This is a genomic window from Massilia niastensis DSM 21313 (genome assembly GCF_000382345.1).
Classification (GTDB): Bacteria; Pseudomonadota; Gammaproteobacteria; order Burkholderiales; family Burkholderiaceae_D; genus Telluria; species Telluria niastensis.
The window spans coordinates 13,896-39,406 of the sequence record NZ_KB908085.1; the positions used below are offsets into that span (position 1 = coordinate 13,896).

General features: G+C 66.3%; 23 protein-coding genes. 18 read left to right on the forward strand and 5 right to left on the reverse strand.

The genetic code is table 11. The features are described 5' to 3' along the window. Positions 1-3: 3 nt before the first annotated feature. Together H162_RS0107670 and H162_RS0107675 are read right to left on the reverse strand one after the other, a co-directional pair. Positions 4-516, reverse strand: coding sequence for a DUF2271 domain-containing protein (locus H162_RS0107670; RefSeq protein ID WP_020652872.1), 513 nt, complete (start codon positions 514-516; stop codon positions 4-6). Positions 517-545: 29 nt separating this feature from the next. After that, positions 546-1,214 (reverse strand): PepSY-associated TM helix domain-containing protein, encoded by a 669-nt coding sequence (locus tag H162_RS0107675; RefSeq protein WP_020652873.1) that lies wholly within the window; start codon positions 1,212-1,214, stop codon positions 546-548. A gap of 285 nt (positions 1,215-1,499) precedes the next feature. Here H162_RS0107675 and H162_RS0107680 point away from each other — a divergent pair, with 285 nt between their 5' ends. The 6 genes from H162_RS0107680 to H162_RS0107705 all read left to right on the forward strand — a co-directional run bounded on the left by H162_RS0107680 (position 1,500) and on the right by H162_RS0107705 (position 9,567). Beyond that, entirely contained in the window at positions 1,500-4,355 is a 2,856-nt protein-coding gene (locus H162_RS0107680) for a 2-oxoglutarate dehydrogenase E1 component (protein WP_020652874.1), read from the forward strand. Between the two features lie 78 nt (positions 4,356-4,433). Continuing rightward, the gene (odhB, locus tag H162_RS0107685) at positions 4,434-5,672 is read left to right on the forward strand and encodes a 2-oxoglutarate dehydrogenase complex dihydrolipoyllysine-residue succinyltransferase (protein WP_020652875.1); all 1,239 of its coding nucleotides are present in this window, start codon (positions 4,434-4,436) and stop codon (positions 5,670-5,672) included. 59 nt (positions 5,673-5,731) lie between these two features. Beyond that, the gene (locus tag H162_RS0107690; RefSeq protein ID WP_020652876.1) at positions 5,732-6,061 is read left to right on the forward strand and encodes a PspC domain-containing protein; all 330 of its coding nucleotides are present in this window, start codon (positions 5,732-5,734) and stop codon (positions 6,059-6,061) included. An 82-nt stretch (positions 6,062-6,143) separates the two neighbouring features. Further along, entirely contained in the window at positions 6,144-7,574 is a 1,431-nt protein-coding gene (lpdA, locus tag H162_RS0107695) for a dihydrolipoyl dehydrogenase (RefSeq protein WP_020652877.1), read from the forward strand. A gap of 147 nt (positions 7,575-7,721) precedes the next feature. Continuing rightward, positions 7,722-8,819, forward strand: coding sequence for a cell division protein ZapE (gene zapE, locus H162_RS0107700; RefSeq protein WP_020652878.1), 1,098 nt, complete (start codon positions 7,722-7,724; stop codon positions 8,817-8,819). Positions 8,820-8,835: 16 nt separating this feature from the next. Beyond that, positions 8,836-9,567 (forward strand): hypothetical protein, encoded by a 732-nt coding sequence (locus H162_RS0107705; protein WP_156885511.1) that lies wholly within the window; start codon positions 8,836-8,838, stop codon positions 9,565-9,567. Between the two features lie 48 nt (positions 9,568-9,615). On the opposite strand, the gene H162_RS0107710 is transcribed toward H162_RS0107705, so the two are convergent. Continuing rightward, complete coding sequence (locus H162_RS0107710) at positions 9,616-10,410, reverse strand: PP2C family protein-serine/threonine phosphatase (protein ID WP_020652880.1); 795 nt, start codon at positions 10,408-10,410, stop codon at positions 9,616-9,618. A 223-nt stretch (positions 10,411-10,633) separates the two neighbouring features. Here H162_RS0107710 and H162_RS0107715 point away from each other — a divergent pair, with 223 nt between their 5' ends. Together H162_RS0107715 and yoaA are read left to right on the forward strand one after the other, a co-directional pair. Then, a complete protein-coding gene (locus H162_RS0107715; RefSeq protein ID WP_020652881.1) occupies positions 10,634-10,834 on the forward strand; it encodes a YdcH family protein in 201 nt (66 codons plus the stop codon). A 26-nt stretch (positions 10,835-10,860) separates the two neighbouring features. Further along, positions 10,861-12,921, forward strand: a complete 2,061-nt coding sequence (gene yoaA / locus H162_RS0107720) for a DNA repair helicase YoaA (protein ID WP_026354369.1) — start codon at positions 10,861-10,863, stop codon at positions 12,919-12,921. A 30-nt stretch (positions 12,922-12,951) separates the two neighbouring features. On the opposite strand, the gene H162_RS0107725 is transcribed toward yoaA, so the two are convergent. After that, positions 12,952-13,926: an NADPH:quinone oxidoreductase family protein gene (locus H162_RS0107725; protein ID WP_020652883.1), complete on the reverse strand. Its 975-nt coding sequence runs from the start codon at positions 13,924-13,926 to the stop codon at positions 12,952-12,954. Positions 13,927-14,093: 167 nt separating this feature from the next. On the opposite strand from H162_RS0107725, the gene H162_RS0107730 reads away from it, so the two are divergent. The 7 genes from H162_RS0107730 to rlmD all read left to right on the forward strand — a co-directional run bounded on the left by H162_RS0107730 (position 14,094) and on the right by rlmD (position 22,000). Then, positions 14,094-14,699 carry a toll/interleukin-1 receptor domain-containing protein gene (locus tag H162_RS0107730; protein ID WP_026354370.1) on the forward strand — a complete coding sequence of 202 codons (606 nt, stop codon included), beginning with the start codon at positions 14,094-14,096 and terminating at the stop codon, positions 14,697-14,699. Positions 14,700-14,718: 19 nt separating this feature from the next. Further along, the gene (locus tag H162_RS0107735; protein ID WP_020652885.1) at positions 14,719-16,605 is read left to right on the forward strand and encodes a tetratricopeptide repeat protein; all 1,887 of its coding nucleotides are present in this window, start codon (positions 14,719-14,721) and stop codon (positions 16,603-16,605) included. 233 nt (positions 16,606-16,838) lie between these two features. Further along, complete coding sequence (surE, locus tag H162_RS0107740) at positions 16,839-17,576, forward strand: 5'/3'-nucleotidase SurE (protein WP_020652886.1); 738 nt, start codon at positions 16,839-16,841, stop codon at positions 17,574-17,576. Beyond that, positions 17,573-18,442 carry a protein-L-isoaspartate(D-aspartate) O-methyltransferase gene (locus H162_RS0107745; RefSeq protein WP_020652887.1) on the forward strand — a complete coding sequence of 290 codons (870 nt, stop codon included), beginning with the start codon at positions 17,573-17,575 and terminating at the stop codon, positions 18,440-18,442. The genes surE and H162_RS0107745 overlap by 4 nt, the downstream gene beginning before the upstream one ends. 52 nt (positions 18,443-18,494) lie before the next feature. After that, complete coding sequence (locus H162_RS0107750; RefSeq protein ID WP_026354371.1) at positions 18,495-19,391, forward strand: peptidoglycan DD-metalloendopeptidase family protein; 897 nt, start codon at positions 18,495-18,497, stop codon at positions 19,389-19,391. Next, the gene (gene rpoS / locus H162_RS0107755; protein ID WP_371846843.1) at positions 19,309-20,403 is read left to right on the forward strand and encodes an RNA polymerase sigma factor RpoS; all 1,095 of its coding nucleotides are present in this window, start codon (positions 19,309-19,311) and stop codon (positions 20,401-20,403) included. The genes H162_RS0107750 and rpoS overlap by 83 nt, the downstream gene beginning before the upstream one ends. Positions 20,404-20,590: 187 nt before the next feature. Beyond that, positions 20,591-22,000 (forward strand): 23S rRNA (uracil(1939)-C(5))-methyltransferase RlmD, encoded by a 1,410-nt coding sequence (gene rlmD / locus H162_RS0107760; RefSeq protein ID WP_020652890.1) that lies wholly within the window; start codon positions 20,591-20,593, stop codon positions 21,998-22,000. A gap of 101 nt (positions 22,001-22,101) precedes the next feature. On the opposite strand, the gene H162_RS0107765 is transcribed toward rlmD, so the two are convergent. Beyond that, positions 22,102-22,794: a Bax inhibitor-1/YccA family protein gene (locus H162_RS0107765; RefSeq protein ID WP_040786801.1), complete on the reverse strand. Its 693-nt coding sequence runs from the start codon at positions 22,792-22,794 to the stop codon at positions 22,102-22,104. Positions 22,795-23,004: 210 nt separating this feature from the next. On the opposite strand from H162_RS0107765, the gene ndk reads away from it, so the two are divergent. The 3 genes from ndk (at position 23,005) to pilW (ending at position 25,506) form a co-directional block, all read left to right on the forward strand. Beyond that, complete coding sequence (gene ndk, locus H162_RS0107770; RefSeq protein ID WP_020652892.1) at positions 23,005-23,430, forward strand: nucleoside-diphosphate kinase; 426 nt, start codon at positions 23,005-23,007, stop codon at positions 23,428-23,430. Positions 23,431-23,527: 97 nt separating this feature from the next. After that, positions 23,528-24,697: a dual-specificity RNA methyltransferase RlmN gene (gene rlmN / locus H162_RS0107775; protein WP_020652893.1), complete on the forward strand. Its 1,170-nt coding sequence runs from the start codon at positions 23,528-23,530 to the stop codon at positions 24,695-24,697. Continuing rightward, positions 24,697-25,506: a type IV pilus biogenesis/stability protein PilW gene (pilW, locus tag H162_RS0107780; RefSeq protein WP_020652894.1), complete on the forward strand. Its 810-nt coding sequence runs from the start codon at positions 24,697-24,699 to the stop codon at positions 25,504-25,506. Before rlmN ends, pilW begins: the two co-directional genes overlap by 1 nt. The last annotated feature ends 5 nt before the right edge of the window (positions 25,507-25,511 follow it).

A 25,511-nucleotide genomic window follows, 5' to 3' on the forward strand; every position in this document is an offset into this window, starting at 1 on the left:
TTGTCATTGGATCTGGATCGCTACCGCGCCGAGTTCTTCCTTGCCGGCCGCATTCGCCGCCAGCTTGCCCTTGGCCGGCCAGGTGAACGGCACTTTCACGACTTCACGGCCGCCCGCTTCGCGCGCCGCCTCGACCACCAGCTTGTAGTCGCCCGCCGGCAGCTTGTCGAGGCCGGTGCGGGCCTGGGAGAACGAGAGCGTGTGGCTGCCCGCGGCGCGGGTCGCGCCGCTGACGCCGTCGAGCGGCAGGTCGAGCTCGCGGCCCGACTTGCGCCACCAGGTGCGCAGGTCCTTGACCCACTTCTCGCCGGCGTCGTCCTTCTTCTTGACGTCGTACAGGACCGCCAGGTTGGAAGCGACGCTCTGGTCGGGACGTTCGATCCAGATGGCCACGTAGGGCTTGTGGTACTCGGCGACGTTCAGCTGCGGCAGCTCGAATTTGACCGACAGGTCGGCGGCCATGGCCCAGCCGGATGCCAGCGGCAGGGTGAGGGCGAGCGAATGAGACAGTTTCATCAGGTACCTTCTTGGAGGTGAATGGACAATTAATGAACGAACAAGAGTGCGAGCACGGCCGGCAGGACGATGCCGAAGCCGATCACGGGCCAGGTGGAAGGCCGGTTGGCCGCGTGGTACTTCAGGATCAGGAAACCGGTGACGCAGAAGACGATGCAGGCGAGCGCGAAGATGTCGATGAACCAGCTCCACACCGCGCCGGTGTTGCGGCCCTTGTGCATGTCGTTGAGCCAGGAAATCGCGCCGCGCGAGGTCAGCTCGTACTCGGCGCTGCCGTCGACGGCGATGCGCAGCCAGGCGTCGCCGCCCGGACGGGGCAGGGCGACGTAGGCGTCTTCCTCGCTCCATTCGGCGCGCTTGCCGCGCACGTCGACCGGGAAGGCGCTGTTCGCCCAGTCGGCGATCTCGCCCGGGAGCGGCAGCTCGGCGTCGGCGTGCTCCTCGGCGTAGGCCTGCAGCTGGGTGCGCAGCAGGGGCGGCAGCTCCGCCTTGATGCGCGTGACCTCGGGCCTGGCCTCGATCTGGGCCGCATGGTTCAGGGTGAAACCGGTGATGCTAAATAGCAACATCGCCATCAGGCAGATGGCGGAGCTGATCCAGTGCCATTGGTGCAGCTGCTTCAGCCAGATGGCGCGGCGCGCGCCGGGCAGGGCGGCGGCGGTCGCGGGGGCGGGCGGGGTGGGTACGGTGGGGTGCATATTCCAAATGATAACGATTATCATTTACGTGGTCAACCGGCAAGTCAACTGTACATTTTGTAATAAATAATTTCTCCCCTCCCGCCCTGCCGCGCTTTGTATGTTGCGTTACAATACCGTGCGCTAATTGGCAGGATAGTGCAAAGAACTACCCCTCTGAATAACGTCCTTCCCCCACAACTTGATGTCTTGTAAGTGCGATCCGCTAACCGGTCAGGCCGTGTCGCGGAAGGTTAGACCAACCCGCCCCAACCCTCGCGAAGCGCGAAAGAAAGGTGAGCAAGAATGATGCAACAATACAACGCCAACTCCTACCTGTTCGGCGGTAATGCGCCGTACGTGGAAGAGTTGTACGAGGCCTACCTGAACAATCCGGGCTCGGTGCCGGACAACTGGCGCGCCTATTTCGACCAGATGCAGAACGTGCCGGCGGTCGATGGCTCCGCCAAGCCGGACGTGGTCCACTCGTCGGTGATCGCTTCGTTCGCGGAGCGCGCCAAGCAGGGCCCGATCCGTACCGTGATCGCCAGCGCGGATTCCGAACTCGGCCGCAAGCGCGTCGCCGTGACCCAGCTGATCGCCGCCTACCGCTACCTCGGTTCGCGCTGGGCCAACCTGGATCCGCTGCAGCGCCAGGAGCGTCCGCCCCTGCCGGAACTCGATCCGTCGTTCTACGGTTTCACCGAAGCCGACCAGGACACCGTCTTCAACATCAGCAACACCTACTTTGGCCAGGAAACCGCGTCGCTGCGCGACATCCTGAACATGCTGCGCGACACCTACTGCCGCTCGATCGGCGCTGAGTTCATGTACATCAGCGACCCGGCGGAGAAGCGCTGGCTGCAGGAACGCCTGGAGTCGATCCGCTCGACCCCGACCTTCTCGGCCGAAAAGAAAAAACACATCCTCGAGCGCCTGACCGCAGCCGAAGGCCTGGAACGCTACCTCCACACCAAGTACGTCGGCGCCAAGCGCTTCTCGCTGGAAGGCGGCGAGTCCTTCATCGCCTCGATGGACGAAGTGATCCAGCGCGCCGGTGAAAAGGGCGTGCAGGAAATCGTGATCGGCATGGCCCACCGCGGCCGCCTGAACGTGCTGGTCAACACCCTGGGCAAGAGCCCGGCCGACCTGTTCGAGGAATTCGAAGGCAAGCACGCCGACGACCTGCCGTCGGGCGACGTGAAATACCACCAGGGCTTCTCGAGCGACATCTCGACCCCGGGCGGCCCGGTCCACCTGTCGCTGGCGTTCAACCCGTCGCACCTGGAAATCGTCAACCCGGTCGTCGAAGGCTCGGTCAAGGCGCGCATGGAACGCCGCGGCGACCGCAAGGGCAAGGAAGTGCTGCCGATCCTGGTGCACGGCGACGCAGCGTTCGCCGGCCAGGGCGTGGTCATGGAAACCCTGAACCTGGCCCAGACCCGCGGCTACGGCACCGGCGGCACCGTCCACATCGTCATCAACAACCAGATCGGCTTCACCACCTCCGACCCGCGCGATGCGCGTTCGACCCTGTACTGCTCGGACGTCGTGAAGATGATCGAGGCGCCGGTGCTGCACGTCAACGCCGACGATCCGGAAGCGGTCGTGCTGGCCACCCAGATCGCGATGGACTACCGCGTCGAGTTCCAGAAGGATGTCGTGGTCGACATCATCTGCTACCGCAAGCTGGGCCACAACGAGCAGGACACCCCGGCCCTGACCCAGCCGCTGATGTACAAGAAGATCGCCAAGCACCCGGGCACCCGCAAGCTGTACGCGGAAAAACTGGCTGCCCAGGGCACCATCCCGGGCGACGGCGGCGACCAGCTGGTGGCCGCCTACCGCGCCGCGATGGACGCCGGCAAGCACACGGTCGATCCGGTGCTGACCGACTTCAAGAACAAGTACGCCGTCGACTGGGCGCCGTTCCTGAACAAGAAGTGGACCGACGCCGCCGACACCGCCGTGCCGCTGACCGAACTGAAGCGTCTGGCGCAGCGCATCACCACCGTGCCGGAAAACTTCAAGGCGCACTCGCTGGTCGAAAAAGTGCTGGCCGACCGCGCCACCATGGGCCGCGGCGAGCTGAACCTGGACTGGGGCATGGGTGAACACCTGGCCTACGCCTCGCTGCTGTCGTCGGGCTACGCCATCCGCCTGTCGGGCCAGGATGCCGGCCGCGGCACCTTCGTGCACCGCCACGCCGTGCTGCACGACCAGAACCGCGAACGCTGGGACCAGGGCATCTACCTGCCGCTGGCCAACGTGTCCGAGAGCCAGGCGAACTTCACCGTGATCGACTCGGTGCTGTCCGAAGAAGCGGTGCTCGGCTTCGAGTACGGCTTCTCGACCGCCGAACCGAACACCCTGACCATCTGGGAAGCCCAGTTCGGCGACTTCGTCAACGGCGCCCAGGTCGTCATCGACCAGTTCATCGCTTCCGGCGAAGTGAAGTGGGGCCGCGCCTCGGGCCTGGTCATGATGCTGCCGCACGGCTATGAAGGCCAGGGTCCGGAGCACTCGTCGGCCCGCATCGAGCGCTTCCTGCAGCTGTGCGCCGACAACAACATGCAAGTGGTGCAGCCGACCACCGCCGCCCAGATCTTCCACCTGCTGCGCCGCCAGATGGTGCGCCAGTTCCGCAAGCCGCTGGTGATCTTCACGCCGAAGTCGCTGCTGCGTAACAAGGATGCCGGTTCGCCGCTGGCCGACCTGGCCAAGGGCGGTTTCCAGACCGTGATCGGCGAGTGCGACGAGAAGATCGAAGCAGGCAAGGTCAAGCGCGTGATCGTCTGCTCGGGCAAGGTCTACTACGACCTGGTGAACACCCGCAAGGCGCGCTCCGCTTCCGATACGGCCATCGTCCGTATCGAGCAGATGTATCCGTTCCCGCACAAGTCGTTCGCCGCCGAACTGAAGAAGTTCCCGAACGCGACCGAAGTGGTGTGGGCGCAGGATGAACCGCAGAACCAGGGTCCGTGGTTCCAGATCCAGCACAACATCTTCGAAAGCATGGAAGATGGCCAGCGCCTGGCGTATGCCGGCCGTGCCGCATCGGCGTCGCCGGCTGTCGGCTACTCCGACAAGCACGTGGCGCAGCAGAAGGAACTGCTCGAAACCGCGTTCTCGAAGCTCAAGGGCTTCATCCTGACGAAGTAATAAAAACAACTCCCCCACGCTCCCGGCGCCTGGCGCCGGCGTGGGGGTTTTACAAAGAATAATTAAACGGAGTTTTACATGGCACAAATCGAAGTCAAGGTCCCCCAACTGTCGGAATCGGTTGCAGAAGCAACCCTGCTGTCCTGGCACAAGAAGGTCGGCGAAGCCGTCACCCGTGACGAGAACATGATCGACATCGAAACCGACAAGGTGGTCCTGGAACTGCCGGCGCCGAGCGCCGGCGTGATCGTGCAACTGATCAAGGCGGACGGCGCGACCGTCACCTCGGGCGAAGTCATCGCGATCATCGATACCGAAGCCTCGGCACAGACCAGCCCGCTGCAAGTGAGCGCACTGCCGGTGCAAGCCGCCGCTGCTCCTGCCGCCGCCGCGCCGGCCGCCGACCAGTCGAAAGCCGGCGTCGCCATGCCGGCCGCCGCCAAGATCCTGGCCGACAACGACATGAGCGCCGCCGGCGTCGCCGGCTCGGGCCGTGACGGCCGCGTGACCAAGGGCGACGCCCTGGCCGCCGTCGCCAGCAAGCCTGCCGCTGCCCCGGCACCTGCCGCCAAGCCGGCCCTGCAGCAAGTCGCTGCGCCGGTCGCGAACCTGGGCGACCGTCCGGAAGAGCGCGTGCCGATGAGCCGCCTGCGCGCCCGTATCGCCGAGCGCCTGCTGCAATCGCAGCAGACCAACGCCATCCTGACCACGTTCAACGAAGTGAACATGGCGCCGGTCATGGAACTGCGCAACAAGTACAAGGACAAGTTCGAGAAGGAACACGGCGTCAAGCTGGGCTTCATGTCCTTCTTCGTCAAGGCCGCTGTCGCCGCCCTGAAGAAGTACCCGATCCTGAACGCGTCGGTGGACGGCAACGACATCATCTACCACGGCTACTTCGACATCGGTATCGCCGTCGGTTCGCCGCGTGGCCTGGTGGTGCCGATCCTGCGCAACGCCGACCAGATGTCGATCGCCGACATCGAGAAGAAGATCGGTGAATTCGGCCAGAAAGCCAAGGACGGCAAGCTGACCCTGGACGACCTGAACGGCGGTACCTTCTCGATCTCGAACGGCGGCGTGTTCGGCTCGATGCTGTCGACCCCGATCATCAACCCGCCGCAGTCGGCGATCCTGGGCGTGCACGCGACCAAGGACCGTGCTGTCGTGGAAAACGGCCAGATCGTGATCCGCCCGATGAACTACCTGGCGATGTCCTACGACCACCGCATCATCGACGGCCGCGAAGCCGTGCTGGGCCTGGTCGCGATGAAGGACGCCCTGGAAGATCCGGCCCGCCTGCTGCTCGACCTGTAATCGGCCCGGGACTCGAGGTCCGCGCGCCGCCTGACCATGTGCGCTGTTTGGAGAACGACATGAATCTGTCCGACGAAATCAAACGGCTGCACGAGCTGCACCAGGCAGGCGCGCTGACCGACGCCGAATTCGAACAGGCCAAGGCGAGGGTGCTGTCGGCCGCGTCCACCGTGAACCTGAAGAAGGGGAACGGCACGCTGTCCGACGAACTCAGCGCACTACGCCGCTCGCGCGCCGACCGCTGGATCGGCGGCGTCTGCGGCGGCCTGGCGCTCGCCTCGGGAGTCGACTCCTGGGTCTGGCGCCTGGTGTTCGCGCTGTTCACCTTCACGTTCGGGTTCGGCGCCGTGGTCTATCTGCTGTTGTGGATTTTTGTTCCGGAAGAATAATCAAGGTCCCGCGCAGCACCACCATCACTTCCGCCAGTAGCGGACGGTGTGCTGCGGCCCGGCCAAAACAAGGAATCATGTAATGAGCGATAAACAATTTGACGTCGTCGTGATCGGCGGCGGCCCTGGCGGCTACATCGCCGCCATCCGTGCTGCCCAGCTGGGCTTCAAGACCGCCTGCATCGACGAGTGGGCCAACGCCAAGGGCGGCCCGGCTCCGGGCGGCACCTGCACCAACGTCGGCTGCATCCCGTCCAAGGCGCTGCTGCAATCGTCGGAACACTTCGAGCACGCCGGCCATGCGTTCGCCGAGCACGGCATCAACCTGTCGGGCCTGGAACTGAACCTGCCGCAGATGCTCAAGCGTAAGGACACCATCGTCAAGCAGAACAACGACGGCATCCTGTTCCTGTTCAAGAAGAACAAGGTCACCTTCTTCCACGGCCGCGGCGCGTTCGCGGGCAAGGCCGAAGGCGGCTACACCATCAATGTCTCGGGTCCGACCACCGACACCCTGACCGCCAAGAACGTTGTCGTCGCCACCGGCTCGAACGCGCGTGAACTGCCGGGCGCGGCCTTCGACGAGAAGCTGATCCTGTCGAACACCGGCGCACTGGCGATCGACGCCGTCCCGGGCAAGCTGGGCGTGATCGGCGCCGGCGTCATCGGCCTCGAAATGGGCAGCGTGTGGCGCCGCGTCGGCGCCGACGTCACCGTGCTGGAAGGCCTGCCGACCTTCCTGGGCGCGGTCGACGAGCAGATCGCCAAGGAAGCGCACAAGCTGTTCACCAAGCAGGGCCTGAAGATCAGCCTGGGCTGCAAGATCGGCGCCATCACCAAGGGCGAGAACAGCGTCACCGTCGAGTACACCGACGGCGCCGGCGCAGCGCAGAACGTCACCTTCGACCGCCTGATCATCTCGATCGGCCGCGTGCCGAACACCACCGGCCTCGGCATCGAGACCGTCGGCCTGCAGGTCGACGAGCGCGGCTTCGTGGTCGTGGACGACGAGTGCCGCACCAGCCTGCCGGGCGTGTGGGCGGTCGGCGACGTGGTGCGCGGCCCGATGCTGGCGCACAAGGCCGAGGAAGAGGGCGTCGCGGTTGCCGAGCGCATCGCCGGCCAGCACGGCCACGTCAACTTCAACACGATTCCATGGGTGATCTACACCTCGCCGGAAATCGCGTGGGTCGGCAAGACCGAACAGCAGCTGAAAGCCGAAGGCGTGGCCTACAAGGCCGGCAGCTTCCCGTTCATGGCGAACGGCCGCGCACGCGCGCTGGGCGACACCTCGGGCATGGTCAAGTTCATCGCCGACGCCACCACCGACGAGATCCTGGGCGTGCACATGGTCGGCCCGATGGTCTCGGAGCTGATCTCGGAAGCGGTCGTCGCGATGGAATTCAAGGCGTCGTCGGAAGACATCGCCCGCATCTGCCATGCGCACCCGTCGCTGTCGGAATCGACCAAGGAAGCAGCGCTGGCGGTCGACAAGCGTTCGCTGAACTTCTAAAGCAAACGGGCCATTGGCCCTGTAGGGTGGGCGGATCTTCCGCCCACGCGTCCAACGAACGTCAACCGGTCGCTGTGTCGGCCGGGCACGCGCCGGTTGAACGCGTGGGCGGGCGACCCGCCCACCCTACGTTTACACCGTACCGACATGAACGTCCAAGAGTTTTACCAGCACGAGCTCACCGTGCGCGGCTTCAAGTCCGACCCGGCGCAGCAGCGCGCGGTCGACCGCCTGCAGCAGGCGTACGACGACTGGGTCGACTACAAGGCCCAGCGGTCGTCCGCTTTCAAGCGCTTCATCAACCGCCCCGATGTCCCGCAGGGCGTGTACATGTGGGGCGGGGTGGGGCGCGGCAAGTCCTTCCTGATGGACAGCTTCTACTCGGTGGTGCCGGTGGTGCGCAAGACCCGCCTGCACTTCCACGAGTTCATGCGCGCCGTGCACCACCAGCTCGACGAGCTGAAAGGCATGGCCGACCCGCTCGACGAAGTCGCCAAGCGCATCGCCAAGAAATACCGCCTGATCTGCTTCGACGAGTTCCACGTCTCGGACATCGCCGACGCGATGATCCTGTATAACCTGCTCAAGGCCTTGTTCGACAATGGCGTGAGCTTCGTGATGACCTCGAACTACGAGCCGTCCACGCTGTACCCGGACGGCCTGCACCGCGACCGCATGCTGCCGACCATCGCGCTGCTGAAGGAAAAGCTCGATGTGCTGAACGTCGACGCCGGCAACGACTACCGCAAGCGCGCGCTGGAGCAGGTGCAGGCCTACTACACGCCGCTCAATGCCGCTTCCGACCATGCGCTGCGCGACGCCTATGCCCGCATCGCCACCGGCGCCGACGAGGACCCGCGCGTGCACATCGAGAACCGCGAGATCCGCGCGCTGCGCAAGGCCGGCGGCATCATCTGGTTCGACTTCCACACCCTGTGCGGCGGGCCGCGCTCGCAGAACGACTACCTGGAGCTGGCGAGCCAGTTCCACACCGTCGTCCTGTCGGGCATCCCGGCGATGTCGGCGGGCCAGTCCTCGGAAGCGCGCCGCTTCACCTGGCTGATCGACGTGTTCTACGACCACAAGGTCAAGCTGATCATGTCGGCGGCGGTCGAACCCGAGGAGCTGTACACCCAGGGCATGCTGGCGAACGAATTCCACCGGACGGTATCGCGTATCATCGAGATGCAGTCGCGCGAGTACATGCTGTCCGAGCGGCGCGGCGCGGCCGATGCCATCGCCTGATCGAAAGGAACACATCATGAACCACCCAGCATTGCGCGGACTCGCGGCGCTTGTCCTGGCGGCGGGCCTGGGCGCCTGTTCGTCGGTCGAGCAGGAGCCGCCCGCCGCGCCTTCCGCGCCGATCACCTCGGTCGCCCAGGCCGACGAGCGCCTGGCCGCGGTGGCTGCGGAACGCGACGCGATCAATGCCCGCTTCGCCGAGCGCGAACCGGTGTGCTACGAAAAATTCTTCGTCAACCGCTGCCTGGAAGAGGCCAGGGAAAAGCAGCGCCTGGCCCTGGCGGCGCAGCGGACGATCGAGATCGAGGCCGAGCGCTACAAGCGCAAGGAGAAGGTGGAAGAGCGCGACCGCGCGATGGCGCAGGCCGAGGCCGAGTACAAGGCCGAGGAGGAACGGATGGCGGCCGATCCGCCGCCGGCGCGCGCGGACTCGGCCTTGCCGCCGCCACGCGCGCGCGGTGCCGACGCGCGCACGGAAAGCGCCTTGCCGCCGCCCCGTCCGCGCACCTCGGACGCGCGCGCGACGCGCCAGAAACAGCGCGCGCGCGCGGATGCGCAGAATGCGCAAGCCGAGGCGGCCGAGCGGGCGGCCAACGTGGCGGCCTACGAAGAGCGCCGCCGCAAGTCGGAAGAGCGCCAGCGCGACGTAGCCCAGCGCATGGCCGAGCGCGAGGCCAAGGCGGCGCGCAAGGCGGCGGAGGAGGCGAAGGCGAAGGCGGCGAATGGCGCGGCGCCGGCCGGGAAATAGGTTTTTTCCTGCAGCGCCGGCGCTACCCGCCGGCGCGATCGCGCCGCCTCACACCACCCGCTGCACCCCCGCATATCCCCCATCCTGCGCCGGCTTGACCAGCTTGATGATGGCCATCGTGCAATTCCCGCCCTTGCCCTGGGAGCGCTCGCCCGCCTTGTTGATCAGCATTTCCGACGCCTGGCGCGGCGTCGTCCTGAGCATGACCGAGGCCAGTTCGGCATCGGTGAAGAAATGCCACAGCCCATCCGAGCACAGCAGGAAACTGTCGCCCGCCGCCAGCCCCGACTGGCTGCCGATGGTGACGAAGGGTTCCTTGCGTTCGTTGCCCAGCACATTCAGCAGCAGCTTCGAGCGCCGGTGGTTGCGCGCGGCATCGAGGGGCAGGCGGTCGCTCGCGACCAGGTGCTCGATATACTCCGTATCGCTGCTGCGCGCCACGCACTTGCCATTCTGGAAATAATACAGGCGCGAATCCCCGACATGGGCCCAGACCGCCTCTCCATGCGGGCTCAGCACCAGGCCGACGAAGCTGGCGTGGCTCTGCGACTGGCTGGCCACCCCATTCATCTTGATGACCAGGTGGGTTTCGCTGATGATGTCGCGCAGCAGCTGGGCGAGGCGTTCGACGCCGGGATGGTCGCCCGGCTTGAATTCGTCGAACACCTGGCGCGCGGTGTGCAGCACCTGCTCGGCCCCGGCCGCGCCGGCGATGCCGTCGGACAGCACCGCCAGCACATAGCCCGGGGCGCGGGCGCCGCCCAGCAGGGCGGCGCGGTCGTTCTGCTGCGGGCGGTTGCCGATGTGTTGCGCGGTTCCCGCTTCGATCTTGTAGGAAGTCATAAACTCGTGTTTTCGTAGCGCCAACGCCAAACTTTGTTGGCGGCAACCTCAGCGTAGATTAAACTATGCACCGAGAAGCCGCAGTGTTGCAAGCCATTACGACTTCCGACACAAAAACCGCCGGCTTGCCGACCGCCGCGCAACTGGCGCCGCCAAGGCGCCGGACCGCCGGATCGCCCATTTTCCCGAAACGCAACAAGCAAAACTGTTTGGAACAGACATCATGATCGACGTCCACGATATCCAGCGCCGTATTATTGAACTCGACGTGGAACATCGCGACCTCGACGCTGTCATATCCATGCTGACGGCCGATGGTCATGCCGACCAGTTACAGTTGCGCCGGCTGAAAAAGCGTAAACTGCAGCTCAAAGACCATATTACGCTGCTGAAGATGCAGCTGGTGCCCGATATCCCGGCCTAAACAATGGCCACACCGACACACCTATTTTGACCGATCATCTCCCAGTTCCCGGCCCAGCCGCAGAACCGGCCGGAGCCGTGCCATTCGATGGCGCCGTGGAGGCCGCTGCACCCGCTGGCAAGTATGACGCCGAGCTCGACCGCCTGTTCGGAGCCGGAGGTCCGCTCGCGCCCGCCGTCGGTACCTTCAAGCCGCGCCAGTCCCAGACCGAGATGGCCAAGGCGATCGCCCAGGCGATTGCCGACCAGCAGGTCCTCATGGCCGAGGCCGGCACCGGCACGGGCAAGACCTTTGCCTACCTCGTCCCGGCCCTGCTGTGGGGCGGCAAGACCGTCATCTCGACCGGCACCAAGAACCTGCAGGACCAGCTGTTCCTGCGCGACATCCCGACCGTGCGCGCCGCCTTGCGCGCCCCGGTCTCGGTGGCCCTGCTCAAGGGCCGCGCCAACTATGTCTGCCATTACAATCTCGAGCGCACCCTGCAGAACGGCCGCCTGACCTCGCGCGACGACGTCGGCCACCTGCGCGAGATCTCGCGTTTCATCAAGATGACGAACTCGGGCGACAAGGCCGAGCTGGCCAAGGTGCCGGAAACGGCCACCATCTGGAACCTGGTCACCTCGACCCGCGAGAACTGCGTGGGCGCCGAGTGCCAGTACTACCAGGACTGCTTCGTGATGAAGGCGCGCCGCGAAGCCCAGCAGGCCGACGTCGTGGTGGTCAACCACCACCTGTTCTTCGCCGACGTGGCGCTGAAGGACACCGGCGTGGCCGAGCTGCTGCCGTCCGCCAACACCATCATCTTCGACGAGGCGCACCAGCTGCCCGACACCGCCACCCTGTTCTTCGGCCAGTCGGTGTCGACCTCGCAGGTGCTGGAACTGTGCCGCGACGTGCTGGCCGAAGGCCTGGCGCATGCGCGCAGCGGTCCGGACTGGGCCAAGGTGGTCACGGTGCTCGAGAAGGCCGCGCGCGACCTGCGCCTGGCCTTCGGCCAGGACAGCATGCGCCTGTCGCTGCCGCAGATCCTGCCGACCTCGCAATTCTTCCCGGCCCTCGACACGCTCAAAAAAGAGCTGTCCGGCATGATCACCGTGCTCGAAGAAAACGCCGCGCGCGCCGAGACGCTGGAACAGTGCCGCGTGCGCGCACTCGAGATCGCCGCGGCCTACGAGGCCTGGAAGCCGGACCCCAAGTCCGCCGCCGGCGAGGCGGCCGTGCTGTGGGTCGAGGCGTTTTCCTCGTCGCTGCAGCTGCACAAGACGCCGCTGTCGATCGCCCCGATCTTCTCCAGCCAGCGCGAGGGTACGCCGCGCAGCTGGATCTTCACCTCGGCGACCCTGGCGGTGAAGAACGACTTCAAGCATTTCTCCGACCAGCTGGGCCTGACCGGCGAGCCGGCCAAGACCTGGCCGAGCCCGTTCGACTACCAGGAGCAGGGCATCCTGTACGTGCCGACCGGGCTGCCGGAGCCGAACTCGATGGGCTATACCGACGCCGTGGTCGACTGCGCGCTGCCGGTGATCGAGGCGGCGGGCGGGCGCACTTTCTTCCTGTGCACGACCATCAGGGCGGTGAATCGCGTGGCCGAGCGCCTGCGCGCCGAGTTCGAGGCGCGCGGCCTTGAATTCCCGCTGTTCGTGCAGGGCGAGCGCGGGCGCACCGAGCTGCTCGATTCCTTCCGCAACGCCGGCAATGCCGTGCTGGTCGGCAGCCAGAGCTTCTGGGAAGGCGTCGACGTGCGCGGCGAGGCGCTGTCGCTGGTCATCATCGACAAGCTGCCGTTCGCGCCGCCGGACGATCCGGTGCTCGCGGCGCGCATCGAGGTGATGGAGAAGCAGGGCATGAACGGCTTCATGCATCACCAGTTGCCGGAAGCGATCATCACCCTCAAGCAGGGCGCGGGACGCCTGATCCGCGACGTCGAGGACCGGGGCGTGCTGATGATCTGCGATCCGCGCCTCATCACCAAGCCTTACGGGCGCCGCATCTGGCAGAGCTTGCCGCCGTTCCGCCGCACCCGGGTGCAGGCGGACGTGCTCGGGTTCTTCCAGCCGGGCGCAGCCGCCGAAACCGGCGGTGCGTAACGTGGGCGGGAGATCCGCCCACGCTACTGCTCAGGGCTGGATCACGATCTTTCCCACGACCTTGCGCGCCGCCATGTCGTTCAGGGCGCGCGCGGTATCGGCCAGCGGATAACGGGCCGATACCAGCGGCCTGAGTGTTCCCTCCGCCATCCAGTCGGTCAGCCGCTGCATCGCCGCCGCATGCGCCTGCGGCTCCTTGCGCGTGAAGTCGCCCCAGAACACGCCCACCACCGAGGCGCCTTTCAGCAGCATCAGGTTCCACGGCAGGCGCGGAATCTCGCCCGCCGCGAACCCGACCACCAGGTGGCGGCCGCGCCAGGCGATCGAGCGCAGGGCCGGCTCGCTGTACGGCCCGCCGACCGGATCGTAGATCAGGTCCGGACCGCGTCCCGCCGTCGCGGCCCTGATGGCCTCGCGCAGATCCTGGCGTTCGTAGTTGATCAGTTCATCCGCGCCGTGCGCCTTGCACACCGCCAGCTTGTCGTCGCTGGACGCGGCCGCGATCACGCGCGCGCCGAGCGCCTTGCCGATCTCGATCGCCGCCAGGCCGACGCCGCCCGCCGCGCCCAGCACCAGCATGGTCTCGCCCGGCTGCAGCGCGCCGCGGTCCGCCACCGCGTGGTACGAGGTGCCGTAGGTCAGGGTGATGGCCGCGGCCGTGTCGAAATCCATGCCGGGCGGCATCGCGAGCAGCGAATCGACTGGCGCCAGCGCCTGTTCGGCGAACGCGCCGGTACGGGTGAAGCCGATCACCGCCTGGCCCGGCGCGAAGGCGGTCACGCCGGGGCCGACCGCGCGCACGGTGCCGGCGAACTCATTGCCGGGCGTGAAGGGCAGGTCGGGGCGCATCTGGTACTTGCCTTGTACCGTCAGCACGTCCGGAAAGTTCACGCCCGCCGCCTTCACGTCCACCACGGCCTCGCCGGGACCCGGGACCAGGTCGGGCAGGGTGTCCAGCACCAGGTCGTCGGGCTCGCCCCAGTCCTTGCAGCGTATCGCTTTCATTGTTGTTCTCCAGATTGATGTAAGGGGCGAGACGCCCCAGGGAAGGATACCTCCCGCCCGCACTGCCGCGTCCGGTACGCTTGTGCGCCCGCAAGGCGGCCGGGGAACGGCGCGCTAGAGTCGGGAAGTGCGAGCACGCCGCTCGGCGCCTGGAACCGGGGGAAGGGATGGCGATCCGATATGGTTGTTTCTTCAGTTATGCGCATGGCCGACACGAGCTGATGAAGCGGTTCAAGTCGGCCCTGGCCGACGCCTTGCGCTGTTACCTCGAACCCTACTTCGACAACGAAGACGAGCTGTTCGTCGATACCGAGCAGCTGGGCGGTGGCGACGACCTCGACCGCAAGATCGCGCGCGCCATGTGCGAGAGCGTCTGCATGATACTCATCTATACGCCGAAGTACGAGGCCCACCCCTATACGCGGCGCGAATACGCGGCCATGCGCCAGATCGAAGCCGAGCGCAGCCGCTGGTATGCCTTGCCCAGCCACCTGATCATCCCCGTGATCATGACACGCCATCCCGATTCGCTGCCGCGCCAGATCACCGAATCCAGCCTGTATGTCGATTTTTCCCATTTCACGATGGCCACGGCCGACCTCAAGTCGAATCCCGACTTCCTTCCCGACATCGACAAGATGGTCAAGCGGATCGCGACCCATTACGAATACCAGAAAAAGACCACCCCGCCCGGCCACGACTGCAACCAATTCGTGCTCCCCGATGTCCCACCCGAATGGCGCGAACTTCCAGAGCTGGCATTCCCAAAATAAAAAGCACACGAGGAGCACCATGGGGCACAACGGCATTGCCCTGCCGCCGCTGGCCACGTCCGGCGCGGTGACGACCTTCTATGCGTACGAGGGAGGCGCGGCGCGCAACGCGATGCTGTCCGCGCTCGCCCTGCGGCTGGCGGGCGGCGCGGCGGCCGCGCCGGTCCTGGTGATCGACTGGGACCTCGATGCGCCCGCACTGCACCGCCATGTCGACCCGCCTCCCGATGCCGCCATCGAACCCGGCCTCGACGCGCCGTCCACCCAGCCCGGGCTGCTCGAATTCTTCGAGGCTTGCCGGGCGCAACTGCGCCGCAGCGGCGGGGAGCGCAGGGAGCGTGGCGAGGCGCTGGCCGAGCAGGTGCTCGACGCGGTGGCGTGGCGCGCCCATCTCGAACGCGCCGACGGGCGCCGTCCGCTCTACCTGATGCGCGCGGGACGCTTCGACGGCGACTACGCCGAGCGCGCCCGCCGGCTCGACTGGGAAGCCCTGTTCGACGCCTGCCCGGCGTTGTTCCGGCGCTTCGCGGCGCGCATGGCGCGCCACTTCTCGCATGTGCTCGTCGCCAGCGGCCCGGGACGCTCGCCGGCGGCCAGCGTCTGCACCACGCTGCTGCCCGACCGCCTGGTCGGCCTGTTCACGCCGGCCCCCGGCAGCATCGAGGGGCTGGAAGGCGCCGTGCGGCGCGCCATCGACTACCGCTGCAGCCACGAGGACGAGCAGCGGCCCTTGCTCGCCTATCCGCTCGCCTGCGCGCCGGACGGCGCACGCAGCGACCCCTGCCTGCGCTGGCGGCGCGGCGACGCCCGCAAGGGCGTGCCCGGCTACCAGCCGCGCCTGGAAAGCCTGCTGCGCGCCTGCTACGGCTGGCCGCGCGTGAATCTCGACAGCTGTTTCGACGAACTCCAGTTGCCGCTCGCCGATGCGCTGTCCACCATGGGGCCGGGCGGCGACCGGCGCGCGCTGGCGCAGCTGGCCGGCCTGCTTGCCGAATGGGTGGCGCCGGGCCATTTTCCCTGGCAGTCGCTCGAAGAGATCCGGCTGCGCGCGGCCATGTCCCGCGCCCGTGCGGCGGAAGGCGGCGCCGTGGTGGCCCCGCTGGCGCTGGCCGACGCGCTGGCCCAGCTCGGCGAATTGTGCCGGCGCGAGCGGCGCGGCGCGGAGGCGCGCGCCTGCCTCGAAGAGAGCCTGGTCGTGCGTGAAGGCGTCCTCGGCGGCGAGCATCCGGCTACCCGCGGCGCGCGCGCCGCGCTGGCTTCGCTCCTGCTCGAAACGGGCGCCCTGCAGGAGGCGCGCCGCCAGCTCGAGCTGCTGGCCCAGGCATGCACCCGGCAGCTCGGGCCCGACCATCCCGACACTCTGGGCGCGCGCTCCCGGCTGGCGCGGGTGCTGGGCTGCCTCGGCGAAGCCGAACGCGCGCTGGCGCTGCACGAACAGGTCATCGCCGCATGCGAACGCGCGCTGGGCGACGAGCATCCCGCCACCCTCGACAGCCTCGAGGACCTCGCCGCCAGCCTGGCGCTGCAGCACGAATACAGCCGTGCGCGGGTGCTGTGCGAGCGGGTGCTCGATACCCGCCGCAGCCGGCAGGGCGCCGAGCACCAGGACAGCTTGCGCTGCGGCCAGCGCCTGGCCCAGCTGATGGGCGAAACGGGCGAGCTGGGCAATGCACGGCGCCTGCTCGAGGCCGTGCTGCGCGCGCGCGAACGCCACGACGGCCCCGATGCCGCCGCCACCCTGGGCGCGCGCGAAGCGCTGGCCGAGATCCTGGCCGCGCAGGGCGACCTGGCGGCGGTGCGCAGCATCCAGGAATCGCTGGCGCGCACCCGCGAGCGCCATCCCGGCGCCGGGCATCCGGACAGGGAGGCCCGGGCTGCCTGCATCCGCCACCCGGCCGCGCCATGAGTTAACCAAACGACATCCCATCCTGCACGCGCAGCCTGGTGCGCGCCGGGATGCCATGGGGCCCGGACTCAGGCAGAATATTGGCCTGATCTACACGTTTTGGCCGGAATGGCATGATCAGGATTGCCAAAATGACCGCGATGCTGTCCGGATCGTGGCGGGAACCGCTTCCAAAATGTGAAATTCTCGCGGCAAAAGATCGATAAGACCGTTGCTTCAGGTAAAATCGCGGGATGCGAATTCTTATCAGTAACGACGACGGCTACCTGGCGCCTGGTATCAACGCGCTGGCGGAGGCCCTTGCCACGATCGCCGAGATCGTGGTGGTCGCTCCCGACAGTAACCGGTCGGGCGCGTCGAACTCGTTGTCGCTGGACCGTCCGCTGTCGGTCCAGAAGGCTGCTAATGGTTTCTATTTTGTCAACGGTACGCCGACCGATTGCGTGCACATCGCACTGACCGGCATGTCGAACAGCCCGCCCGACCTGGTCGTTTCCGGCATCAACAATGGCCAGAACATGGGCGACGACACCTTGTATTCGGGCACTGTCGCCGCGGCCACCGAGGCTTACCTGTTCGGCATCCCGGCGATCGCTTTTTCGCAGGTCCATTCCGGCTGGGCGCATGTGGACGCCGCCGCGCGCGTGGCGCGCGAGATCGTCGAGCGCCGCTTCGACATGCTGCCGTCGCCCTACCTGCTGAACGTGAACATCCCGAACCTGCCGTACGAGGAAATCGGGCCGCTGACCCCCACGCGCCTCGGCCGGCGCCACCAGGCCGAGCCGGTGATCCGTTCGCACGACCCGCGCGGCCGCGAGATCTTCTGGATCGGCGCGCCCGGCGCCTGCCGCGACGCGGGCGAGGGGACCGACTTCCACGCCACTTCGCAGGGCCGCGTGTCGATCACGCCGCTGCAGGTGGACCTGACCCATCGGAGCCAGCTCGAACTGCTGGCGCAGGGAATCGCATGAAAGACCAGCGCAGCAATTTCCCGCTCCCGCTGTCGTCGGTGACCAGTCCCGCCCGCAAGCCGGGCGCGCCCGTCACCGTCGCCACGCCCCAGACCGCGACCCAGAATGCGGCGCGCACCGCCGTCAGCGGCGGCGCCGCCAAGCCGCCCCAGGCCCCCGGCCCGGCGCCGCGTCCGCCCGGCTACGCCCAGACCCGGGCGCCGAGCGCGCCGACGCCGCAGCGTTCCGACCTGATGGCCACCGAAGCGGTGCGCCGCGCCATGGTGGCCAAGGTGGCGCGCCAGGGCGTGGCCGACCCGAAGGTGCTGGGCGCGATGGAGATCGTGCCGCGCCACCTGTTCATCGAACCGGCCCTGTCGGCCCAGGCGTACATCGATGCGTCCCTGCCGATCGGCCACAACCAGACGATTTCCCAGCCCTACATCGTCGCGCGCATGATCGAGGCCATGCGCGCCGGTGGCGAACTGGGACGCGTGCTCGAGATCGGCACCGGCTGCGGCTACCAGGCCGCGGTCCTGTCCTTCGTCGCGAAGGAGGTGTATTCCATCGAGCGAATCAAGCCGCTGCACGAGCTCGCGAAGACCAATTTGCGGCCGCTGCGTATTTCCAACCTCCGTTTGCAGTACGGCGATGGTATGCTGGGGCTGCCCCAGGTTGCGCCTTTCGACGGCATCATCCTCGCAGCCGCCGGGCTCGAGGTGCCGCGGGCCCTGCTCGAGCAGCTGGCCATCGGAGCGCGCCTCGTCGCTCCCGTGGGCGCCCAGGTCCAGCATTTGCACCGCATTACCCGCATTGGCAAATCCGAGTGGGCCAGCGAAACGCTGGAAGCCTGCCACTTCGTGCCGCTGCGCCCGGGCACCATCTGACGGAGCCCGCCAGGGACTCCGCCCGTATGTCGACCAGACCATTAGAATGACAATGAAACAAGCACCTCGTTTAGCCCTACTGACGATCATCCTCGGCCTCGTGGCCGGCTGTACTTCCACCACCCGCCAGGCGCCGGTCACCGAGCGTCCCGCGACCGCGAACCACACCCGTCCGGCCCCGGCGCCGGCGCGCGCCGAGGAACCGAAGCAGGACGAGCGCGGCACCTACACCGTGCGCCGCGGCGACACGCTGCTGCGCATCGCGCTGGACCATGGCCAGAACTACCGCGACCTGGTCGCCTGGAACAACCTGCGCGACCCGGACGACATCAAGGTCGGCCAGGTGCTGCGCGTGACGCAGAACGAGCGCAGCGCCGCCGTCCAGACCCAGCCGGTGCCGACGCCGCCGCCGGCGACCCCGGCCGTGCCGCGCAAGACCGCGCCGCGCGCCGACAAGAAGCCGTACAGCGAAGCGACGGTCGCCGAGACCAGGGAAACCTCGCCGCGCGCCGACGCCGTGGCGCCGCCGGTCGCACCGGCCCCGTCCGTGCCTGTCGGCGGCAGCGTGATCGTCGACGATGAAAAACTGAGCTGGATGTGGCCATCCGACGGCCGCATCATCGCGACTTTCGACGAAGGCAAGAACAAGGGCATCGATATTGCCGGCAAGATGGGCCAGCAGGTTGTCGCTGCCGGCGCGGGCAAGGTAATGTATGCTGGCAGCGGTATCCGAGGATATGGTAACCTCGTCATCGTCAAGCACAGCAACAGCCTGTTGTCCGCCTATGCACATAATCGAAAGATTGTGGTCAAGGAAGGCGATAACGTGGCCAAGGGCCAGGTGATCGCCGAAATGGGCGATTCGGATGCTGACCTGGTCAAGTTGCATTTCGAGATCCGTCAACAGGGCAAGCCCGTCGATCCGGCGAGGTTCCTGCCCGGACGATAGGAAGGGTATGACGCAGCCGCCGCACTCGCTGGACCACGACGCTTCGGACGAGTTTCCGGACGAACCGGAAAGCGAGGGCGTGCTTGCGACCAATGGCGCCGAGCGGGAGGAAATCCTTCCCGGCACGGCCGAGATCGACACGGTCGACGAACTGCGCAAGGTCTTGCAGGCCGAGCTCGCGACCGACACCACCCAGCACTACCTGAACCAGATCGGCGCCCGTCCCCTGCTGACGGCGACGGAAGAGACGCATTTCGCCACCCTGGCCAAGGCGGGCGATTTCGCCTCGCGCCAGAAGATGATCGAGCACAACCTGCGCCTGGTGGTCTCGATCGCCAAGCACTACATCAACCGCGGCGTGGTGCTGCTCGACCTGATCGAGGAAGGCAACATCGGCCTGATGCGGGCCATCGACAAGTTCGAGCCCGAGCGCGGCTTCCGCTTCTCGACCTACGCGACCTGGTGGATCCGCCAGAGCATCGAGCGCGCGATCATGAACCAGGCGCGCACCGTGCGCCTGCCGGTGCACATGGTGCGCGAGCTGAACCAGGTGCTGCGCGCCAAGTACCACCTCGAAGCGCAAAAGCACGACGGCAAGGACGCCGCGGCCGAGGACATCGCCAGCCTGGTCGGACGGCCGGTGGAAGAGGTGCAGGATATCCTGACCCTGTCCGAGCACGCCACCTCGCTCGATGCGCCGCTCGACAACGATCCGCAGTCGAGCCTGATGGACATGCTGCCCGACGACGGCGAGGACAGTCCCGATGCGCGCGCCGAGCAGCACGAGATGACGACCCTGGTGCGCGACTGGCTGGGGCGGCTGCCCGACAAGCAGCGGCTGGTGGTGACGCGGCGCTTCGGGCTCGACAACGACGATCCGGCCACGCTCGAGACCCTGGCCGAGGAGATGGGCGTGACGCGCGAGCGGGTGCGCCAGATCCAGCAGGAGGCGCTGGTCAAGCTCAAGCGGGCGATGGCGGCGCGCGGGGTGGTGCGGGACTCGTTGCTGTGATCGCCTGGTAGCCGGGCAAAACCACCCTCCCGGTAGCGCCCCATCCGATTCCTTGCTATGATGCCCGCCGGGCCGGAATCGGCCATTTTTTGTTTGCGACGGCTCCGCCGTCTTCCCGCGCGGGCCACGAGCGTCTGCGCCGCCGGCCGAATGCTTACCCGGCGTCCATTCCCATCTCTCTGTCACCATGCAAGAAACTTTTATCGACATCAAAGCCCTCGACAACGACGCGCGCGGCGTCGGCCATCTCGAGAATGAGGACGGCACGCCGGGCAAGGTGATTTTCGTCGAAGGCGCACTGCCGGGCGAACGTGTCAGCTTCGAAACGCTGCGCAAGAAGAAGAACTGGGAATCGGGCCGCATGCTCACCCTGCAGCGCGCCTCGTCGATGCGCGTCGAGCCGAAATGCAAGCATTTCGGCTACTGCGGCGGCTGCTCGATGCAGCACCTGGAGCCGACGGCCCAGGTCGCCATGAAGCAGCGCGTCCTCGAGGACAACCTGTGGCACCTCGGCAAGGTCAAGCCGGAGAACATCATGCGCCCGATGTATGGCCCGACCTGGGATTACCGCTACCGCGCGCGCCTGTCGGTGCGCCATGTGGCCAAGAAGGGCGGGGTGCTGGTCGGCTTCCACGAGCGCAGCTCGTCCTATGTGGCCGACATCACGACCTGCGAGATCCTGCCGGACCACGTGGCCGCCATGCTGGTGCCGCTGCGCGAGCTGATCGGCGCGCTGTCGATCTACAACCAGATGCCGCAGATCGAGGTGGCGATCGGCGAGGAAAGCACGGTGCTGGTGCTGCGCATCATGGCCCCCTTGAGCCCGAAGGACGAGGAGCTGGTCAAGGCCTTCGCCGACAAGTGGAACATCCAGTGGTGGCTGCAGCCGAAGGGCCCGGACACCGCCTATCCGTACTACCCGCTCGGCAAGGAGCTGTACTACCTGCTGCCCGAGTTCGGCATCCGCATGCCGTTCAAGCCGACCGACTTCACCCAGGTGAACCACCACATCAACCGCGTGCTGGTGTCGAAGGCGCTGCGCCTGCTGGACGTGCAGAAGGACGAGCGCGTGGCCGACCTGTTCTGTGGCCTCGGCAACTTCACCCTGCCGCTCGCCACCCAGGCGCGCGAAGTCGTGGGCATCGAAGGCAGCACCGCCCTGACCACCCGCGCGCTGGACAATGCGAAGGCCAACGGCCTGGCGGACAAGACCTCGTTCTCGACCCGCAACCTGTTCGAAGTGAGCAAGGACGACCTGGTCGCGCTGGGCAGGTTCGACCGCATGCTGATCGACCCGCCGCGCGACGGCGCGATGGCGCTGTCGCTGGCGCTAGCCGAACTGCGCGAGACCCATGAGGAGCTGATGCCGCAGCGGATCGTCTACGTGTCGTGCAGCCCGTCGACCCTGGCGCGCGACGCCGGGATCCTGGTGCACAAGGCCGGCTATGTGATGAAGAAGGCGGGGGTGGTCAACATGTTCCCGCATACCTCGCACGTCGAGTCGATCGGGGTGTTCGAGCTGGGCGCGAAGCCGTCGCGCAGCGTCGAGTTCGACGAGAAGGCGGTCGCCATCGCCGAGGGCGCGCCGGAGGCCTGACAGCCTGGCGGGGTGGGCCGGTTTGCCGGCCACCCCGCCGGTTCCGGCGGACATAAAAAAGCCGACCCGAAGGTCGGCTTTGTCGTCAGCGGGGAGGGCGCTTAGTCGCGGTCGCCGCCGGCAATGCCCAGCAGTTGCAGCAGGCTGGTGAAGATGTTGTAGACGTCCAGGTAGATCGCCAGGGTCGCGCTGATGTAGTTGGTTTCGCCGCCGTTGATGATGCGCTGCACGTCGAACAGGATGAAGGCCGAGAAGATACCGATCGCCATGACCGAGATCACGATCGACAGTGCCGACATCTGCAGGAAGATATTCGCCACGACCGCCAGCAGCAGGATCACCACGCCGGCCATCAGCCAGCTGCCCATGCCCGAGAAATCGCGCTTGCTGGTGGTGGCGATGCTGGCCATCACGGCGAACACGGCCGCGGTGCCGCCGAAGGCGGTCATGATCAGGCTGCCGCCGTTGGTGTAGCCCAGGGTGTGGCGCAGCAGCGGGGTCAGCATCAGGCCCATGAAGAAGGTGAAGCCGAGCAGGACCGCGACGCCGGCCGCCGAGTGCTTGGTTTTTTCGATGGCGAACATGAACCCGAACGCAATCGCGAGGAAGATGACGAAGCCCATGCCGCCGCTAAGCATCGGCAGTTCCATGGACACGCCGATATAGGCGCCCAGGACGGTGGGGATCATCGACAGCGCGAGCAGCCAGTACGTATTGCGCAACACCTTGTTGCGCGTTACCTGGCCGCCTTTGGTCAGGTCTATAGTGCGTGGTTGTTGCGTATTAGGGAACATATTGCCTCCGGTTGGTAAAAGGATGCGTCACTGACAGCATACCCCGGCTGGCTTAGGCGGGGATGAAGCGGGACGGATTTTCGCCGTCACTCTACCACTTAGCTTGTCACTGACGCAATATCCGATATATGGGGGATGTATGGTAAAATTAAAGGTTGATTGAGTCCCAAAGTTCTCGATTTAAACCTTTCTTTTTATTGGAGTTTTTACATGGCAATCGAACGCACCCTGTCCATCATCAAGCCGGACGCAGTTGCAAAAAACGTGATCGGCCAAATCTATAGCCGCTTCGAAGGCGCTGGCCTGAAGGTGGTTGCTGCTCGCATGACCCAGCTGTCGCGCGCCGAAGCCGAAGGCTTCTACGCCGTGCACGCTGCCCGTCCGTTCTTCAAGGACCTGGTCGATTTCATGATCTCGGGCCCGGTGATGGTGCAAGTGCTGGAAGGCGAAGGCGCGATTGCCAAGAACCGTGACCTGATGGGCGCCACCGACCCGAAGAAGGCCGAAGCCGGTACCATCCGCGCTGACTTCGCCGATTCGATCGACGCCAACGCCGTTCACGGTTCGGACGCTGCCGAAACCGCCGCTGTGGAAATCGCTTACTTCTTCCCAGCACTGAACGTCTACTCGCGTTAATCGGAGCGGGCGTTCAGCCCGACTGATGATTGCGTAACCCGCTCGCCCGCGGTCCAGGACTGGCGCGAGCGGGAATTTGAATTATAGGAATCTAGCCATGACGACTCTCACCAACCTGCTGGACTTCGATCCCGCGCAACTCGTCGCGTATTGCGCCGAATTGGGTGAGAAGCCGTTCCGTGCAAAACAGCTGCAGCGCTGGATCCACCAGTTCGGTGCGTCGGACTTCGACAGCATGACCGACCTGGCCAAGTCGCTGCGCGAAAAGCTCAAGACGCGCGCGGAAGTGCGCGCGCCGGACATCATCAGCGACCACACCTCGTCCGACGGCACCCGCAAGTGGCTGGTCGACGTCGGCGACGGCAACGCGGTCGAGACCGTGTTCATCCCGGAAGAGAACCGCGGCACGCTGTGCATCTCGACCCAGGCCGGCTGCGCCGTCAACTGCCGCTTCTGCTCGACCGGCAAGCAGGGCTTCAACCGCAACCTGACGGTCGCCGAAATCATCGGCCAGCTGTGGATGGCCGAGTTCGAGCTGCGCAAGACCAAGGGCATCGAGCCGGGTCCGAAGGGCGAGCGCCAGATCACCAACGTGGTGATGATGGGCATGGGCGAGCCGCTGCTGAACTTCGAGCCGACCGCCACCGCGCTCAAGCTGATGCTCGACGATAACGCCTACGGCCTGTCGCGCCGCCGCGTGACCCTGTCGACCTCGGGCGTGGTGCCGAACATCGACAAGCTGTCCCAGGAAGTCCCGGTGGCGCTGGCGGTGTCGCTGCACGCGTCGAACGATCCGCTGCGCGACATCCTGGTGCCGCTGAATAAGAAATATCCGCTGCGCGAGCTGCTGGCCGCGTGCAAGCGCTACCTGGAATTCGCCCCGCGCGACTTCATCACCTTCGAATACTGCATGCTCGACGGCTTCAACGACAGCGACGAGCACGCACGCGAACTGATCGCGCTGGTCAACGATCCCGAAGTGGGCGTGAACTGCAAGTTCAACCTGATTCCGTTCAATCCGTTCCCGGAATCGGGCCTGACCCGCTCGAAGAACCCGCGCATCAAGGCCTTCGCCCAGGTGCTGATGGACGCCGGCATCGTGACCACGGTGCGCAAGACCCGCGGCGACGACATCGACGCCGCCTGCGGCCAGCTGGCCGGCGAGGTGCAGGACCGCACCCGTGTCGCCCAGCGCATGGAAAAGATGGCCGAGTACCAGAAGAAGTTCGGCGCCGACTTCGGGCGCATCGTGGAGATTCCTTCCTGATGGTCCGCGCCGCCGGCCGCATTGCCGCCGCGACCTTCGCCGCGTCTGCCCTGTTCCTGCTGGCCGCCTGCGCCGGCCCCGGTGCCGGCAGCGGCGAACTCAAGACCGCCTCCGACCAGACCCCGGCCGAGAAGCGCGCGGGCATCCGCGTGCAGCTCGCGGTCGGCTATTACCAGGACGGCAAGTACGACATCGCCCTCGACGAAGTCAAGCAGGCGATCGCGGCCGATCCCGACTACGCCGAGGCCTATGGCCTGCGCGCGCTGATCTACACAGCCATGGGCCAGCTGCCGCTGGCCGACGAGAATTACCAGCACGCCCTGCGCATTGCGCCGGGCAATCCGGACCTGTCGAACAACTACGGCTCCTTCCTGTGCCAGTCGATGAACAAGCCGGGCCAGGCGATGCGCTATTTCGACACGGCGATCCGGAATCCGGCGTATGCGACGCCGGTGAGCGCCCTCGTGAACGCGGGCGTGTGCAGCATCAAGAACAGGAATTTCGACGCGGCCGAGCGCTACCTGCTCGATGCCTTGCGTTTCAACCCCGACCTGCAGGCCAGCAACCTTGGCCTTGCACGGATCTACTTCGAGCGGCGCGATTATCAACGCGCCGGTTTTTTCATTAACCGCCTGATCGACACAGCGAAACTCGATGCGCTGTCGGCCGACGCGCTGTGGCTTGCCATGCGCGTCCAGCGCAAGCTCGGCGACCGGACCCATGAAGCGACCCTGGCCGCCCAGCTGCGTCGCCGCTTCCCGGGTTCGACCGAGTACGCGGCGTTCGAGCGCGGAGCATTTGATGAGTGAGACAG

What these genes read in the sequence shown, in the direction of transcription:
- H162_RS0107670 (WP_020652872.1), bottom strand. Translation starts at nt 516, where the DNA reads ATGAAACTGTCTCATTCGCTCGCCCTCACCCTGCCGCTGGCATCCGGC.
- H162_RS0107675 (WP_020652873.1), bottom strand. Translation starts at nt 1,214, where the DNA reads ATGCACCCCACCGTACCCACCCCGCCCGCCCCCGCGACCGCCGCCGCC.
- H162_RS0107680 (WP_020652874.1), top strand. Translation starts at nt 1,500, where the DNA reads ATGATGCAACAATACAACGCCAACTCCTACCTGTTCGGCGGTAATGCG.
- odhB (WP_020652875.1), top strand. Translation starts at nt 4,434, where the DNA reads ATGGCACAAATCGAAGTCAAGGTCCCCCAACTGTCGGAATCGGTTGCA.
- H162_RS0107690 (WP_020652876.1), top strand. Translation starts at nt 5,732, where the DNA reads ATGAATCTGTCCGACGAAATCAAACGGCTGCACGAGCTGCACCAGGCA.
- lpdA (WP_020652877.1), top strand. Translation starts at nt 6,144, where the DNA reads ATGAGCGATAAACAATTTGACGTCGTCGTGATCGGCGGCGGCCCTGGC.
- zapE (WP_020652878.1), top strand. Translation starts at nt 7,722, where the DNA reads ATGAACGTCCAAGAGTTTTACCAGCACGAGCTCACCGTGCGCGGCTTC.
- H162_RS0107705 (WP_156885511.1), top strand. Translation starts at nt 8,836, where the DNA reads ATGAACCACCCAGCATTGCGCGGACTCGCGGCGCTTGTCCTGGCGGCG.
- H162_RS0107710 (WP_020652880.1), bottom strand. Translation starts at nt 10,410, where the DNA reads ATGACTTCCTACAAGATCGAAGCGGGAACCGCGCAACACATCGGCAAC.
- H162_RS0107715 (WP_020652881.1), top strand. Translation starts at nt 10,634, where the DNA reads ATGATCGACGTCCACGATATCCAGCGCCGTATTATTGAACTCGACGTG.
- H162_RS0107725 (WP_020652883.1), bottom strand. Translation starts at nt 13,926, where the DNA reads ATGAAAGCGATACGCTGCAAGGACTGGGGCGAGCCCGACGACCTGGTG.
- H162_RS0107730 (WP_026354370.1), top strand. Translation starts at nt 14,094, where the DNA reads ATGGCGATCCGATATGGTTGTTTCTTCAGTTATGCGCATGGCCGACAC.
- H162_RS0107735 (WP_020652885.1), top strand. Translation starts at nt 14,719, where the DNA reads ATGGGGCACAACGGCATTGCCCTGCCGCCGCTGGCCACGTCCGGCGCG.
- surE (WP_020652886.1), top strand. Translation starts at nt 16,839, where the DNA reads ATGCGAATTCTTATCAGTAACGACGACGGCTACCTGGCGCCTGGTATC.
- H162_RS0107745 (WP_020652887.1), top strand. Translation starts at nt 17,573, where the DNA reads ATGAAAGACCAGCGCAGCAATTTCCCGCTCCCGCTGTCGTCGGTGACC.
- H162_RS0107750 (WP_026354371.1), top strand. Translation starts at nt 18,495, where the DNA reads ATGAAACAAGCACCTCGTTTAGCCCTACTGACGATCATCCTCGGCCTC.
- rpoS (WP_371846843.1), top strand. Translation starts at nt 19,309, where the DNA reads ATGCTGACCTGGTCAAGTTGCATTTCGAGATCCGTCAACAGGGCAAGC.
- rlmD (WP_020652890.1), top strand. Translation starts at nt 20,591, where the DNA reads ATGCAAGAAACTTTTATCGACATCAAAGCCCTCGACAACGACGCGCGC.
- H162_RS0107765 (WP_040786801.1), bottom strand. Translation starts at nt 22,794, where the DNA reads ATGTTCCCTAATACGCAACAACCACGCACTATAGACCTGACCAAAGGC.
- ndk (WP_020652892.1), top strand. Translation starts at nt 23,005, where the DNA reads ATGGCAATCGAACGCACCCTGTCCATCATCAAGCCGGACGCAGTTGCA.
- rlmN (WP_020652893.1), top strand. Translation starts at nt 23,528, where the DNA reads ATGACGACTCTCACCAACCTGCTGGACTTCGATCCCGCGCAACTCGTC.
- pilW (WP_020652894.1), top strand. Translation starts at nt 24,697, where the DNA reads ATGGTCCGCGCCGCCGGCCGCATTGCCGCCGCGACCTTCGCCGCGTCT.